This is a genomic window from Streptoverticillium olivoreticuli subsp. olivoreticuli, from assembly GCF_003391135.1.
GTDB classification, from domain to species: Bacteria; Actinomycetota; Actinomycetes; order Streptomycetales; family Streptomycetaceae; genus Streptomyces; species Streptomyces blastmyceticus.
In genome coordinates, this window is the sequence record NZ_CP031455.1 from 3660000 (window position 1) to 3673242 (window position 13243).

Annotated in this window: 14 protein-coding genes; 13 read left to right on the forward strand and 1 reads right to left on the reverse strand. The window is 71.6% G+C overall.

The window, feature by feature from the left end; genetic code table 11:
* Nucleotides 1-68 precede the first annotated feature (68 nt).
* From DXZ73_RS38150 to DXZ73_RS15865, 6 genes are all read left to right on the forward strand, one after another.
* Complete coding sequence (locus DXZ73_RS38150) at nt 69-455, forward strand: ATP-binding protein (RefSeq protein ID WP_162890209.1); 387 nt, start codon at nt 69-71, stop codon at nt 453-455.
* Entirely contained in the window at nt 452-1225 is a 774-nt protein-coding gene (locus DXZ73_RS15845) for a TauD/TfdA family dioxygenase (RefSeq protein ID WP_162890210.1), read from the forward strand. The genes DXZ73_RS38150 and DXZ73_RS15845 overlap by 4 nt, the downstream gene beginning before the upstream one ends.
* 484 nt (nt 1226-1709) lie before the next feature.
* Nucleotides 1710-2588: an SAM-dependent methyltransferase gene (locus tag DXZ73_RS15850; RefSeq protein ID WP_116211648.1), complete on the forward strand. Its 879-nt coding sequence runs from the start codon at nt 1710-1712 to the stop codon at nt 2586-2588.
* Nucleotides 2585-3520 (forward strand): glycosyltransferase family 2 protein, encoded by a 936-nt coding sequence (locus DXZ73_RS15855; protein ID WP_116211649.1) that lies wholly within the window; start codon nt 2585-2587, stop codon nt 3518-3520. Before DXZ73_RS15850 ends, DXZ73_RS15855 begins: the two co-directional genes overlap by 4 nt.
* Nucleotides 3513-4130 (forward strand): DUF6624 domain-containing protein, encoded by a 618-nt coding sequence (locus tag DXZ73_RS15860; RefSeq protein ID WP_116211650.1) that lies wholly within the window; start codon nt 3513-3515, stop codon nt 4128-4130. The genes DXZ73_RS15855 and DXZ73_RS15860 overlap by 8 nt, the downstream gene beginning before the upstream one ends.
* 65 nt (nt 4131-4195) lie before the next feature.
* Nucleotides 4196-5125 carry an endonuclease/exonuclease/phosphatase family protein gene (locus DXZ73_RS15865; protein ID WP_116211651.1) on the forward strand — a complete coding sequence of 310 codons (930 nt, stop codon included), beginning with the start codon at nt 4196-4198 and terminating at the stop codon, nt 5123-5125.
* Here the strand turns inward: DXZ73_RS15865 and hemC are convergent.
* Nucleotides 5115-6050, reverse strand: a complete 936-nt coding sequence (gene hemC, locus DXZ73_RS15870; protein ID WP_116215644.1) for a hydroxymethylbilane synthase — start codon at nt 6048-6050, stop codon at nt 5115-5117. The genes DXZ73_RS15865 and hemC overlap by 11 nt on opposite strands.
* A 135-nt stretch (nt 6051-6185) precedes the next feature.
* Here hemC and DXZ73_RS15875 point away from each other — a divergent pair, with 135 nt between their 5' ends.
* The 7 genes from DXZ73_RS15875 to DXZ73_RS15905 all read left to right on the forward strand — a co-directional run bounded on the left by DXZ73_RS15875 (nt 6186) and on the right by DXZ73_RS15905 (nt 13223).
* A complete protein-coding gene (locus tag DXZ73_RS15875; protein WP_240351741.1) occupies nt 6186-7067 on the forward strand; it encodes a hydroxymethylbilane synthase in 882 nt (293 codons plus the stop codon).
* 59 nt (nt 7068-7126) lie between these two features.
* Nucleotides 7127-7813, forward strand: a complete 687-nt coding sequence (locus DXZ73_RS15880) for a hypothetical protein (protein WP_116211653.1) — start codon at nt 7127-7129, stop codon at nt 7811-7813.
* 329 nt (nt 7814-8142) lie between these two features.
* Nucleotides 8143-8607, forward strand: a complete 465-nt coding sequence (locus DXZ73_RS15885; RefSeq protein WP_205519173.1) for an NUDIX hydrolase — start codon at nt 8143-8145, stop codon at nt 8605-8607.
* Nucleotides 8604-10670 (forward strand): ABC transporter ATP-binding protein, encoded by a 2067-nt coding sequence (locus tag DXZ73_RS15890; RefSeq protein ID WP_240351365.1) that lies wholly within the window; start codon nt 8604-8606, stop codon nt 10668-10670. The genes DXZ73_RS15885 and DXZ73_RS15890 overlap by 4 nt, the downstream gene beginning before the upstream one ends.
* Entirely contained in the window at nt 10667-11956 is a 1290-nt protein-coding gene (locus DXZ73_RS39475; RefSeq protein WP_116211654.1) for an MFS transporter, read from the forward strand. Before DXZ73_RS15890 ends, DXZ73_RS39475 begins: the two co-directional genes overlap by 4 nt.
* Nucleotides 11953-12540 (forward strand): class I SAM-dependent methyltransferase, encoded by a 588-nt coding sequence (locus tag DXZ73_RS15900; protein WP_240351366.1) that lies wholly within the window; start codon nt 11953-11955, stop codon nt 12538-12540. Before DXZ73_RS39475 ends, DXZ73_RS15900 begins: the two co-directional genes overlap by 4 nt.
* The gene (locus tag DXZ73_RS15905) at nt 12540-13223 is read left to right on the forward strand and encodes a class I SAM-dependent methyltransferase (RefSeq protein WP_116211656.1); all 684 of its coding nucleotides are present in this window, start codon (nt 12540-12542) and stop codon (nt 13221-13223) included. Before DXZ73_RS15900 ends, DXZ73_RS15905 begins: the two co-directional genes overlap by 1 nt.
* Nucleotides 13224-13243 lie beyond the last annotated feature (20 nt).

The window sequence follows — 13243 nt, forward strand, 5'->3', positions numbered from 1 at the left end:
CCACCAAAACCGTTTCCCCCGCCGGCGGGCGCCCGCACCTTCCGGTCCGGCACCAAGCGGCCTTCGCCGTGCCGCCGGACGAGCGCGCCGTCGGGAAGGCCCTCCGCATACTCCGCGACACGCTCATCACCTGGTGGGCCGAGAGCGAGGAGTACATCCCCGACGCCGAACTCGTGGCCAGCGAACTTCTCACCAACGCGCTCCGGCACGCTCCCTGTGACGAACTCGCACTGACCGCGGCCGAGGGCGGCGGCTCCCTCCTCATCGAGGTCGAGGACGGCGGGAACCCGTCGTCCGAGCCCACCGTGCAGCACACAACGGACGACAACGCCGTCTCCGGCCGGGGCATGACGATCGTCGAGGCCGTGGCAGAGAGCTGGTCCTGGCGCCGTTTGCCCGACGGAGGCAGAGGCACGTGGGCTGTCCTCCCCTGGCCCAGCGGGGTGGCCCGGTGACCACTTCAACCGACGCCGCCTCCTTAGGCGGGCTGTTCGCCCCGTACGAGGTCGACATTCGGCAGCCGCGGGTCGTTGACCTGATCGCCGCCCGGATGCGGCACACGGGCCTGGTGGCCGTCCGCGGGCTCACGTCGCCGGAGGCCGTGGCCACGTTCGCGGACCGGGTGATGCACCGGGGCGTGTACCCGGGTGAGGGGCCGCTGGGTCTGCACGAGGTCTGGGACACCGGCGAGCACGCGCACCTGGTCGGGCACACCGAGCTGACGCGCGCGGCAGTCGATGTGCACACGCGCCGTGCCGACCTTGTCCTCCCGCCCCGGCTGGTACTCATGGCCTGCATCCACCCAGCGCACGAGGGCGGGGAGACCGTGCTGGTCGACGGGAAGGTGCTCTTCGGCGACTTATGCCGGCGCCGCCCCGACACGGCCCACGCGTTCCTGTACGAGCGGGCGGCTGCCTTCGGCCGTACCGTCGCGGCCCCCGTCTTCGAAGACGTCGGGCGCCGCCGCTACGTGTTACGGCTGCGTCAGGACGGGGTGGTGCGCTGGAGCGCGGCGACCCAGCCGTTCCTGCCCGTGCTGCGTACCGCCTTGCAGCGGCACCAGCAGGTCCTCGCCCTCGGGTACGGCCAGGGCGTCTTGGTCGACAACGCCCGGTGGGCGACGGGCCGGTTGGCGTTCACCGGCCCCCGGGCGTTCCTGCGGGCCGAGGGCACTGCCCGCATCCGCATGGCCTCGGGCTTCGTCTCGGGGGCGGTACCGAGATGACCGGGACGGACCACGACAGCGTCGCGCGCCTCCGGCACGGGAACCTTCTGGAACAGCAGTGGTCGACGGACCGCGAGACGCTGGAACGCCTGTGGGACGGATTGCACCGTCTGGAGCTGCCAGACTCGCCGACCCCGGTCTCGCGGGAGACCCTTCACGTTCCGCTGCCGCCCACGGCACCAATCCCGGCCATGCAGCCGGTGCGGCCGAGGCGGCACGCGCGGGCCCGGCACCGCCGACGGCGCGACCCCGCACCCGGACGGCTCTTCCGAAAACGCACCGCCGTGCTTCTCGTGGCGCCCGCTGCCTGCGCGCTTCCTCTTCTCGTGCGCTAGCTCCGCTACGTCCACGCGTCCGGGCGGCGAACTCGTTTCGTCGCTCGTCTCCACCGCCCGGAAGACCCAAGTCCCGCCCGCCGGGGGCGGGGCCCGAACCACCGGCGCGGCTTCTTTCCCCTGTCCCGGCCTGATCCGGAGAACACACCGTGACTGACCATCTGACCGCCGCACCGCCCGGCGCTCCCGCGCTCGAGGACGCCCCCGCCAGTGTGGCGGGGCGGTGGGAGCTGCCGCCTTCGCCGAGCCTGGTTCTCGAAGGCGACTACGTCGAGCGGGCGAGCCCGGCCCGTGTCCACAACTTCCTGCTGCGCGGGCACGACCACTCTTCCAGCGACCGGGAGATGGCCGCCGTTGTGCTGGCTGCGGATCCGCAGGCCCGGGTGGCGGCGCGGTTCACCCACCGGCATCGTGAGCTGGCCCTGACCTACCTGGCCGTCGAGCGTCGTATCCGGCAGGTGCTCGTCGTCGGGTGCGGCTACCCGCTCCGCCCGTACGTGCACACGGTCGTTGGCCGGTACGGCATGGCCCGTGTGGTGTACGCGGATGCCGATCCGGTGGCGCTCGCGCGTGCCCGCGCCGTCATGAGCGCCGCCCCGCCGTCCCACACGGGGTTCGTGCTCGCGGACCTGGCCCAGCCGGCCACCCTGGCCGGGGTCCAGGCCCGGGAGGTGCTGGACTTCACCCGGCCGGTCGCGGTGCTGCTGCATCACGTCCTGCACCTGATGCCGGACCCCTACGACCTGGTCGCCCAGCTCAAGGACATGCTGGCCAGCGGCAGCGCCCTGTCGATCGTCCACGCCACCGGTGATCTCCACCCGCGTCACGTGGCCGCCGCCGAGGCGGCCCGGGCGGCCGGGATGCCCATGTGGCTGCGCTCCCGGGATGAGGTGGAGGCGTTCTGCGTGGGTTGGCGCCTGGCCAGGAACGGCGTGGAGCCGACGGCGCGCTGGGGCCGCGGTCTCAGGGCCGACCCGGGCAGTGGCGTGTCCTCCGCCGCCTACGCCGTCATTGCCCTCAAGCCATGACTGGGGAGAAGAGCGTGCCTGCGCTGGTCAGTGTCGTGGTCACGGTGCGGGACAACGCCGCCCACCTGCCGCGCCTGCTCATGGCCCTTCTGAAGCAGGACTACCGGGGTCCGGTCGAGCTGGTCGCGGTCGACACCCACAACGAGCTGGTGCTGAACCGGTTGAGCCTCGCCGGCTCGCGGCTGCCGGTGCACGTGATGCACGAGCCGGATGCAGGGCTCTCCCGGGCCCGCAACACCGGCATCCGCGTGGCCACCGGGGCAGTCGTCCTGATCACCGACCCGGCCGCCCGGCCGTCCCCGGGATGGGTACGCACGATGGCCACCGCGCTCACACACGGGGGTGCGGACCTGGTGTGCGGCCAGGTGTCCGTGACTGTCACCGACCCTCCGGGTGCCCGGCTGGCGAAGGCCCTCCTCGACCTGGTCGGCTCGGCGTCCTGGCCGACGGTGCCCTGCGAGCTGGAACGGCCGTGGCAGGTATCCGGCTGCAATCTCGGGTTCCGCAACGGTGTGGTCCCCCTCCAGTTCGACGAAGAGCGCCCTGGTGCTGACCGAGGTCACCGCCGGTGCGGGGCCACCGAACTCGCCGCCCGGCTGCTGGCGGAAGGCCGCTTCGTGCAGGCGGTGCCGGACGCCGTCGTCCACCGGGATGTAATGCCCGCCGACCTGACCATGCGGGCGGTGTGTGCACGGGCCTGGTGGAAGGGCGGTGTGCTGGCCCGGCTCGCTCACGAACGCCCCCAGTCCCGCGAGCCTGTCCCTGCGTGCCGGCTGCCGGACGGCTACCGGGTGCGCTGGGCCTTCACACGCGGCGGGCGTCTGGCGGGGGCGGCATGCCTGGCCAGCAGCGCGAGCCGCCGCTTGGAGCAGCTTCGCCTGAGGGCGACGCCCCGCCGGAAGAGCCGGACGGCGGTGGCCGCCCATGGATAGCCGTGCCGCCCACGGCCGCCTCGTCGCTCCGTGGCCCTGCCCGCGCCTCGACACTCTGGCGTTGCTGTTCCGCCTCCACAGCGAAGGGCTCGCCGCCCGTACGCTCACCGGCCCCGTGCCCACGCACGGCGAGATGCAGGACCTGCTGCGCTGGGAGCAGCGCAGCACGCGGGAGCTGAAGCAGGTCTTCGACGCCCACGGCTGGCCCGGGGTGCGCATGGTGGGTGAGATCGGCGCCGAGGCGGCGTGGTGGGTCGTGCTGCTGTGTGACCGGCACACCCCGTTCCAGCGTGACGCGCTGGACCTTCTGAACGAGGCCGTCGAAGCCGGTGATGCCCCGGCTCGGCACGCGGCCCATCTCGGGGACCGGCTGTTGATGCACGAGGGCAAGCCGCAGACCCACGGAACCCAGTGGGTGCTGCACGACGACGGCTCGGTCAGTCTCTATCCGGTCGCCGACCCGGCCGCGTTGACCGAGCGGCGTCGTGCCGTCGACCTGCCCGAGGCTGGCACGGAGAGCGACGTGCGGCTGCTCTCCCTCACCCGACGGCCGCGGCTCGAACCCCGGCCCCAAATCCGTATGCCCCACCCGCGAAGGGAATTGACGTGAATGCCGCCGTTGTGAATTTACGGCCCGCGCCGTCCGCCGTCCCTGAAGGAACGATGGGCGGAGGGATGACGGACAGCAGCCTGGAGGCCCGGCTGCTCACGGACGCGTGCGGCGCCCGGCCGCAGGCCGTGCCGCGGCTCGATGACGATACGGCCCGGCTCGTCACGTTCAACGTACTCACCGGAGGCATCGACGCGGACGGCTCGGAGCAGCGCCGCATCGGCCAGATCGAGTTCCTGCGTACGCTCGACGCCGACGTGATCGCCTTGCAGGAGCTGCGGGGGTGGGAGGCGGGCGGCTGGTGGCGGCTGTGGGAGGTGGCGAACGCCCTGCGCATGGTGCCGCTGCCGCCGGTGCTCTCCCAGCGGGGGCGAGGCAACCACCTGGCGCTGCTGTACCGGCGGGGCACCGTGGGCGTGCGGGACTACGAGCCCGACGCGGTGCGCGGGGCGTTCTATCACGGGCTCGGCCGCGCCCGGCTGTACATCATGGACCAGCCTGCGCTGACCGTGCTGATCACACACCTGTCCTTCCTCGGCGGCGACGAGCGCCTCGCCGAGGCACGCTGGCTGACCGGCTACGCCGATACTTACGAGGGCACAGCGCAGCGCGTGGCACTGCTGGGGGATCTGAACACCATCGGGTTGAACGATCCGGAACCGGACTGGAGCCGGATCCCGGCGAACCTGCGCTCGCGGCACTGCCACCTCACTCCGCACGGGACGTTCGGGGCGACCGACCGGCGCGCGATCCAGCTGCTGAGCGAAGCGGGCTGGCGCGACCCGTTCGATCTGCTCAGCCTGGAGCCGCACCGTACCGCCGGCTACTGGTCGCCGGATGAACTCCTTGACCATCGCTCGGACCTCATCCTGGTCAATCAGCACCTCACCGGGCACGTTGCCGAAGCCGTCGTGCACGACACGGACCAGACGCGGAAGCTATCGGATCATCTGCCGGTCGAGGTCCGCCTGAGCGCCCGGCCGGTCATCCGGTGACCGCGCGGGCCGCCTCCAGCAAGGGCCCTGCCCCGTGGCGCAGCAGGTCTTCGGCAACGGCGCGCCCCAGGGGCTCCGGGTCGGCGGCCGGGCCTGTGGCGGTGACGGCGACCTCGCGGGCGCCGTCCAGCGCGGTGACCCGAGCCGTCAGGGACAGGCTGCCGTCGCTGCGGATACGGGCGTACGCGCCGACCGGCATGTCGCAGCCGGAGCGCAGGGCGGTGAGCAGGGCCCGCTCCGCGCGCACCTGGGCGTCGACGTCGTGGTCGCCGACGTCGGCTAGGAGGCCGCGGAGCATGGCGTCGTCCTCGCGGACCTGGATGCCGAGCGCGCCCTGGGCGGGGGACGGGGTGAACGGCTCCACGGGCAGCAGTTCGCTGATCTCCTCGGCGCGCCCGAGGCGGTGCAGGCCGGCGGCGGCCAGGACCACGGCGTCGAGACCACCCGGCCCTTTGGCCTTGGCCAGGCGTGGTGGGACGTTGCCGCGGATGGGGACGATGCGCAGGTCGGGGCGGGCCGCGAGGAGCTGGGCGATCCGGCGCGGTGCGCTGGTGCCCACGCGGGCGCCCTTCGGGAGGCCGTCGAGGGTGCTGCCGCACAGGGCGTCGCGCGCGTCCTCGCGGCCGGGCGGCGGCAGCAGCGCCAGGCCCGGGGTGGGGGTGGCGGGCAGGTCCTTGAACGAGTGCACCACCAAGTCCACCTCCTTGGCCAGGAGGGCGGCCTCCTGCGCGCCTGCGAACGCCGCTCCTCCGGCAGCGCGGGAAACCTCGGCCAGGGCGGTGCGCCGATCCTTATCGGCGCTCTCGATCACCACCCGGTGCCGGAAGACGACGTGGGGGAAGCGGCGGCGCAGCGGCGCCAGGTACTCCGCGACCTGGGCGCGCGCCAGATGGCTCGCCCGGGACCCGACCACGACCACGGTCATGACCATCAACTCCTCGCGCCAAACGCATGGTTGGGCGCATCGTAGCCGCCCCGCATCACACCACTTTCCGACGCTTTGTCGGTCTTGAAGGTTTGGAGATTCCGCGTGCATAAGCGCAAGCACATTCGTATCGGGGTGCACGATGGCCCCCTGGGCTTGGTCAAGGCCGCGTGCGTCCGGGATGCCTTGGAGAAACTGCGGGAGTCCGTCACGGTCAGCGTCATCCCCATGCCCGGCCCTGCCCGCGCCCCCAGGACGAGCGCGTCCCCCAGCCCTGCCGAACAGGCGCTCCTGGACGGCTGCTGCGATGTCACGGTGCGGCACGTGAAGGACATGCCCGCCGTTCCCCTGGTCCGCCCGGGGATCGTGGTCGCCGCCTACCCGCAGCGCGGCGACGTCCGGGACGCGCTCGTGCATCCCGGAGGGCTGCCCCTCGACCGTCTCCTCCCCGGCACGACCATCGGCACGACCTCGGTACGCCGCGCCGCGTACCTGGCCCGCAGCCACCCGCATTTGAAGGTGATGCCGGTCCTGGGGAGCGTCGAGCAGCGGTTGAAGGCCCTGGAGGCCCGCGAGGTCGACGCCCTGGTTGTCGCTTCCCACGCCCTGGACCTGCTCGGCCAGGAGCACCGGGCCAGCGAGTGGCTTGCCGTGGAGCGCCTGTGCCCGCCCCTGGGGGCTGCCGCGACCGCTCTGCAATGCCGCAACGACGACGAGGAGACCATCGCGGTCGTCGGGAGGCTCGATCACACCAGCACCCGGCGGGAGATCGACGCCGAACGCATGCTGCGGTGCGTCCTGCGCACCGGAGCACACGCACCGGCGGCCGGATTCTGCACCACCCTGCGCGATGGGCGGCTGTCCCTGCGCGGCGTCCTCTTCCAGCCGGACGGCGGCCGGTTCGTCGCCTCCCACCAGCGCGGGACCAACCCCATGGACCTCGGCATGGCCGTCGGCTTCGACCTGCTCTCCAGTAGAGGCCATCACCTCATCGCCGCCCGCGAGGCCCACCAGTAACCGCCCAGCCACGCGCCTCTTCCCATCCCCGCAGCTCCACGAACAAGAGAGCCCCCTTCGTGTCCACGCACACCGTTTCACCTCACACCGGCCACGGCACCGAGGCTGCCGACGACGTCTTCGCACCCCTGCACGGCCAGGTGGCCGACGCCGAGCTGGAGGCGCTGCGCACCGCCCCGGTGCTCACGCCCATCCAGCGCGCCGCGCTCACACTGGTCTCCCTCGGGCACACCCACCGCGGGGCTGCCACGCTCTTGGGCGGACCGCTGCACGCCGTGAACAACGCTCTGGACCACGCCGACCAGAAACTGGAGTCGGGCGGACGCACACCCGCTCTGCTGCACGCCGCCTACCGGAACCCGGGATATCCCCTGCCGCTGCCACAGGGCACGGAGGCAGAACAGCCCCCGGTCCTCGATGGCGAGGAACGCGCCGTGCTCGACGCTCACGCCACCGGCATCACCTTGATCCAGCTGGTCTGGTCCCGCAACTGCCGGACCCGCCATCTGACAGCCGCCAACAAGCGACTGCTCGCCAAGCTCGCCGCGCACCATGCGGTTCATTGCGTCCGGCGCGCCTGGGAACTCGGGATCTACACGCGCCAGAACTGCCCGGCCGTCCCGGAGGACTCTCCCGACGGGACCAGCCGGCCGGGCCCGGACAACGACGGCACGAAGATCTCCTGCCCGTCTGCAAACCCGGGTGGCAGTCCGGCCGGAATCGACGGAGGGCGGGCTGCCAGATGATCGTTTCCGGCAGCAACGCAAGCTCTCGATCGGGTGATGGGCCACGGTCGGATGAATCGCACAACCGCCCCCGAGCGCCCTGCCCAGCAACGACAGGCCCATTGACGGCTCTTCGAACTTCCGCGCGATGAAACGCCCCCGAGGAGCCGTGACCGCACCCATCCGGGGGCCGTTTTCCGATCACTCGTCCGACCCGCTCGTCAACGAGGAGGCGTAGTGCATCACCACCAGAATCGGTTCACAAATGCCACAGGGGTGCGTTTGCGAATCGAACACAGTCAGGCAAGGCCCGGCCGACACCGAGCTGGGACGGTCACGGGGAGGCGGGCGTGACGCAGCTGCCGCGCTACCGGCTCGTGGTCGACGTGATGGTGCTGATGGTCCGCGATGACGGGAGGGTCCTGCTGCTCCGCCGGGCGGGCAAGGTGTACGCCTCCGGGCTACTGTGCCCGCCCGGCGGGCACCTGGAGGAGGGCGAGCCCGTCACTCAGGGGGCGCTGCGCGAGGTCGCCGAGGAGGTCGGCGTCACGATCGCGCCTGCGGATCTGGAGTTCTGGCACGTCATCCACCACCGCAGCCCCGAGGGGGAGGGCCGCATGGGGATGGTGTTCACCGCGCAGCACTGGACGGGCACACCGTCCATTCGCGAGCCGGAGAAGTGTTCGCAGTTGGTGTGGGCGGATCCCGCGCGGCCACCGGCGGACTGCGTGCCGTACACCGCCGCCATCCTGAAGCAGTTCTGCGGCGGCGCCCTGCTGTCCGAACACGGCTGGCCGACGGGAGGGACGGCGTGAAGACGACGAGGAAACGGCAGCGGGCCACCACGGCACCGGGCGAGAGGGCCGAGGGGTCGCCGTCGGAACAGTTGCTGTTCGGCGGGCCGCTGGTCTACTCGGCGAAGTGGGCCGACTACCGCAACGCCTACTTCGAGATGTCGCTGTGGGCGATGGCCCTGCGCCTCCCGCGCCTCGTCGCCTTCACCGCGAAGCTGGCATGGCGTGCTGATCGCCGCGCTCTGTGGACGGTCGGCATCGGGGAGCTGGCCCGCGGGATCAGCCAGGCCATCAGCCTGATCGCCATCAACGCCGTCCTGGCCGCGGTGCTCGCCACCGGCGAGATCGGGCACCGGGTCCAGTCCGCGGTCCCCGCGATGATCGGCGCGGCCGCCACCGGCATCGTCGGGGCCCTGGCCAACGCGGCGTCCACATCGGGCTCCGGCCGACTGGGGCCGAAGGTGGAGCGGGTCGCCACCGAGATGTACTTGTCGCACGTGATCAAGGTGGAGCTGGCAGCAGTCGAAGACGCGGCCTTCCAGCGGCTGATGGACTCGGCACAGTACGGCGCCCAAGCGTCCCGGCGCATGGTCAGCGCCTGCACCGGGGTCATCGGAAGCCTGGTCTCCTTCGTCGCCGCCGCCGGGGTCCTCACCGTCCTACACCCCACCTTGCTGCCGCTGCTGGTGCTGATGACCGTGCCCCGCTCCTGGGCATCCCTGCAGAACAGCCGCGCGAAATACGCCTCCTACCTGCGGTGGATGGAGCACTCACGGGCCGGACGGCTGCTGAGCCAGAACCTGACGCGCACCGACCCCGCACCGGAGATCCGCGTCCACGGCGTCGGCCCCTTCCTGCTGGAGCACTTCCGGCAGATGTCACAGGCCTCCGAGATCGAGCAGGCCCGTCTCGCGACGGACTCGGCGCGGGTCCGGCTGATCGCCTCCGCGCTCACCGGCCTCGCCGCTCTCCTGACCTACGCGGCGCTCGCCGGGCTGCTCGTCACCGGCGTGATGGCCCTGTCCGTCGCGGGCACCGCCGTCCTGGCCGTCCGCAGCGGCGGGCAGAGCCTGTCCACCCTCGTCCTGCAGGTCAACAACCTCTACGAGGAAGCCTGCTACGTCCAGGACCTGGAGCGGCTCTTCGTCGACGCGAAGCAGTGGGAGATCCCCGAAGGCGGCCGGCCCGTCCCGAAGAGACTGGAGGTGATCCGCTTCGAGAACGTCACCTTCACCTACCCTGCCGACAACGACGACGAGCCGAAGCAGGAGTCGGAGCCAAGGACGGCACCGGAGGACGCGCCGGAGGCGGAGCGGCCGGCGCTGACAGGGGTGAGCCTGGACATCCCGACCGGGAAGATCATCGCGTTCGTGGGCGAGAACGGCTCGGGCAAGACCACCATCTCCAAGCTGCTGGCCGGGCTCTACCAGCCGGACAGCGGGCGCATCCTGTGGGACGGCGTCGCGGCCGGCGAACTCGACCGGGCGCAGGTGTTCGCGCAGTTCGCGATGGTCAGCCAGGACTTCCACCGCTGGCCGTTCACCGCCCGTATGAACGTGGCCATCGGCCGCCCCGACCGCCCTACGGACCAGCAGGCGCTGGAGCAGGCCGCCGCGCATTCGGGAGCGGACACGGTCGTCGAGGAGCTGCCCCGCGGCTGGGACACGCTGTTGAACAAGGGCTACCGGGGCGGGCACCAGATCTCCGGCGGCCAGTGGCAGCGTCTCGGGATTGCCCGCGCCCGGTACCGCTCGGCGCCGATCCTCATCGTCGACGAACCCACCTCCGCCCTCGATGCGAAGGCGGAGCTGGAAGTCTTCGAGCAGATCCGCAAGCTCGCCGACGGTGGGCAGACCGTCGTGCTGATCACCCACCGTCTCGCCTCCGTCCGCTATGCCGACCTCATTCATGTTCTGGAGGACGGCGAGCTGCGCGAGTCCGGCACCTTCGAGGAGCTGCTGCACAAACCGACCGCAGGCGTCTTCCGCGAGCTGTACGAGATGCAGCGCGCCCAGTACGACGACACCGCGCTGCCCGGCCAGCGCCAGCCGGCCGACTCGGCGGACAGGAGCGACGCGCGGTGAGCGGCGCCCCGGCGGGAAGGAGCCTGTGGCGGCACGGGGACTTCGTGCGCTATTGGTCCGCGTGCGCGGTCGACATTACGGGCAGCGGTGTCACCGCGGTCGCTCTGCCGCTGATCGCCGTGGTCTCCCTGCACGCCACCGTGTGGGAGGTGTCGCTGCTGTCGTTCGCCGAGCGGCTGCCGCCCTTGCTGGTGGCTCTTCCCGCCGGGGCGCTCGCCGACCGGCACCGCAAACGCCCCATGATGATCGGCGCGGTACTCGTCTGCGGCGCCGCGTTCGCCGCCGTCCCGCTCGCGGACGCTACCGGCCGCCTGTCGCTGGGGCTGCTGTACGCGGTGGCGCTGGTGACCTCGGCCGCCGGTCTCATCGGGTCCACCCCGCGCATCAGCTACCTGCCGTCCCTGCTGCCCGGCGAGCGGCTGCTGGAGGCGAACGCGAAGGTCGGCGCCGTCTCCTCCCTCGCCGACAGCGCCGGGGCCCAGCTCGGCGGCGCGGTCGTCGCCGCCCTCGGGCCCGCCCGCGCCGTCTGCTTCGACGTCGCCTCCTACCTGGCCTGCGCGCTCCTCCTCGGCAGCATCCGCACCCCCGAACCCGTACCCGACCGCTCCGCACAGAAGAGCTCGCTGCGCCGCGAGATCGCGGACGGCGTGAAGTACGTGGTGGGGCACCCGACGATCCGGCCGCTACTGATGACCGGCACCGCCTACACGGGGGTCTTCGCCTTCCTCACCACCTTGTGGGATGTGTACCTGCTGCGCGAACTGCACGGCACCGCAACCGTCCTGGGCACCCTGCTCAGCGTGATGGCTCTCGGCGGGGTCGTCGGCGCGCTCGCCGTCCGCCCGCTCGTGGACCGGTATGGGCCAGCCCGGGTCATGCTCACCGCCCTGGCCATCACCCCCTTCACCGAACTGCCACTCCTGCTCGCCTCGCCCGGCCGCACCGGCCAGGCCGCCATCGCCACAGGAATGTTCATCCAGATGGCGTGCGCCACCGCCCAGGGCTCCACCCAGCGCAGCATCCGCCAAGCCGTATGCGAGCCCGGCATGCAGGGCCGCATGCTCGCCACCGGCCAATGGATCACCTACGGCACCCGCCCCCTCGCAGCCCTCCTCGCCGGGGCCACCGGAACATGGCTCGGACTGTGGAACGCCCTCGCCCTCGGCACAACCGCCCTCGCCCTCCCGTTCCTCGTGCTCCTCGCCTCCTCGATCCGCACCATGCACCACGTCCCAGGCGCCCCGCCTGCGCCGCGACCGCCTCACCCCGAAGGAGAACCGGCGTGACCATCGAGAACCCGGCCACCTACTGGGAGGAACTGTGGGCATCGGGCCGCAGGTACAGCCCGCTCACCGAGCCCGAGACGACGCTCCTCGACCAGCACGTGGGCCCCGGCCGAGGACGCCTCGCGCTCGACATCGGATGCGGCGACGGCGCGCTGACCCGCCACCTCGTCGGCCTCGGCTACCAGGCCACCGGCCTGGACTGCACCCCCGCCGCCCCCGCCCTCGCCGAACCGGCCGCCGGACCTGTCATGTACTGCTGCGCGGACATCGAGGCCGCGCAGCCGCCGCCCTTGCCCCAGCAGGCCTATGCCCTGATCACCGCGCGGCTCGTCTTCGCGTTCATCAAGGACAAACCGGCCTTCCTGTCCCGGGTCCGCAGCCTCCTGACCTTCGGTGGTGTCTTCTGGGTGGTCACGCCCATGGCCGAACATCTTCCTCCCGACCGGGCATCGACCGGAATCACCAGCGTGGAGGAGGAGTTGCTGACCAGTCTGTGGGCCACGGCTCGCTCCACGGACCTGGGCAGCCTGCGCTGCTACGCCCTGCGGGCCTGGGGCGACGCCACTATCGAGAAGAGATACTGATGGACGACACGGCCGCCACGGTGTGGACTGACTACGGGCGTTTCCACCTCGACCGCGGAACGAACCCGCCCCAACCCGAGCGGATGGACTGGGGATTCTGGGGCGACGGGCCCGGCGACGAGGTCCTCGGCGACCTCGCCGACTGCCGGGTCCTCGACATCGGCAGCGGCCGCTACTCCGTGCACCTCGCCCGCGCGTACGGTGTGGTCGTCGACGCGGTGGACAGTTCGCCCACCCAGTACCAGCGGGCGCTGGACCGCTACGGCGAGCACGGCGAACCGGGCGTGCGGTTCGTCCTGGCCGACATCCTCGACCACCTCCAGCAAGAGGAAGAGCCGTACGACGTCGTATACGCGATGCACTCCTTCAGTTACATCGACCCGCACCGACTCCTCCCGGCCCTCACCCCCCTCATCCGTCCCGGAGGACGGCTGGTCTTCTCGGTCCTGCACACCAATTCCGCGGGGACCGGGCCAATCACCACGGTCGCCCCTCGCACCGAGATCCTGAGCCTGGCCAGATACGGCGAGCTGACCGTACGGATGTGGGTCCTCACCCCCGCTCTGTGGGAGGACCTGCTCGTCGACGCCGGGTTCCTCGTGGCGGACATCACCGTTCTCCCTGCCCCCGGCAAGGACGACCCGGTCACCTGCACCCTCATCACCGCCCGCCGCCGACCATGAAGGGAACTCCCGTCTGATCG

Excerpts from the sequence above, each read along its gene's own strand:
- DXZ73_RS15855 (WP_116211649.1), top strand. The coding sequence starts at position 2,585 with ATGACTGGGGAGAAGAGCGTGCCTGCGCTGGTCAGTGTCGTGGTCACG.
- DXZ73_RS15860 (WP_116211650.1), top strand. The coding sequence starts at position 3,513 with ATGGATAGCCGTGCCGCCCACGGCCGCCTCGTCGCTCCGTGGCCCTGC.
- DXZ73_RS15865 (WP_116211651.1), top strand. The coding sequence starts at position 4,196 with ATGACGGACAGCAGCCTGGAGGCCCGGCTGCTCACGGACGCGTGCGGC.
- hemC (WP_116215644.1), bottom strand. The coding sequence starts at position 6,050 with ATGACCGTGGTCGTGGTCGGGTCCCGGGCGAGCCATCTGGCGCGCGCC.
- DXZ73_RS15905 (WP_116211656.1), top strand. The coding sequence starts at position 12,540 with ATGGACGACACGGCCGCCACGGTGTGGACTGACTACGGGCGTTTCCAC.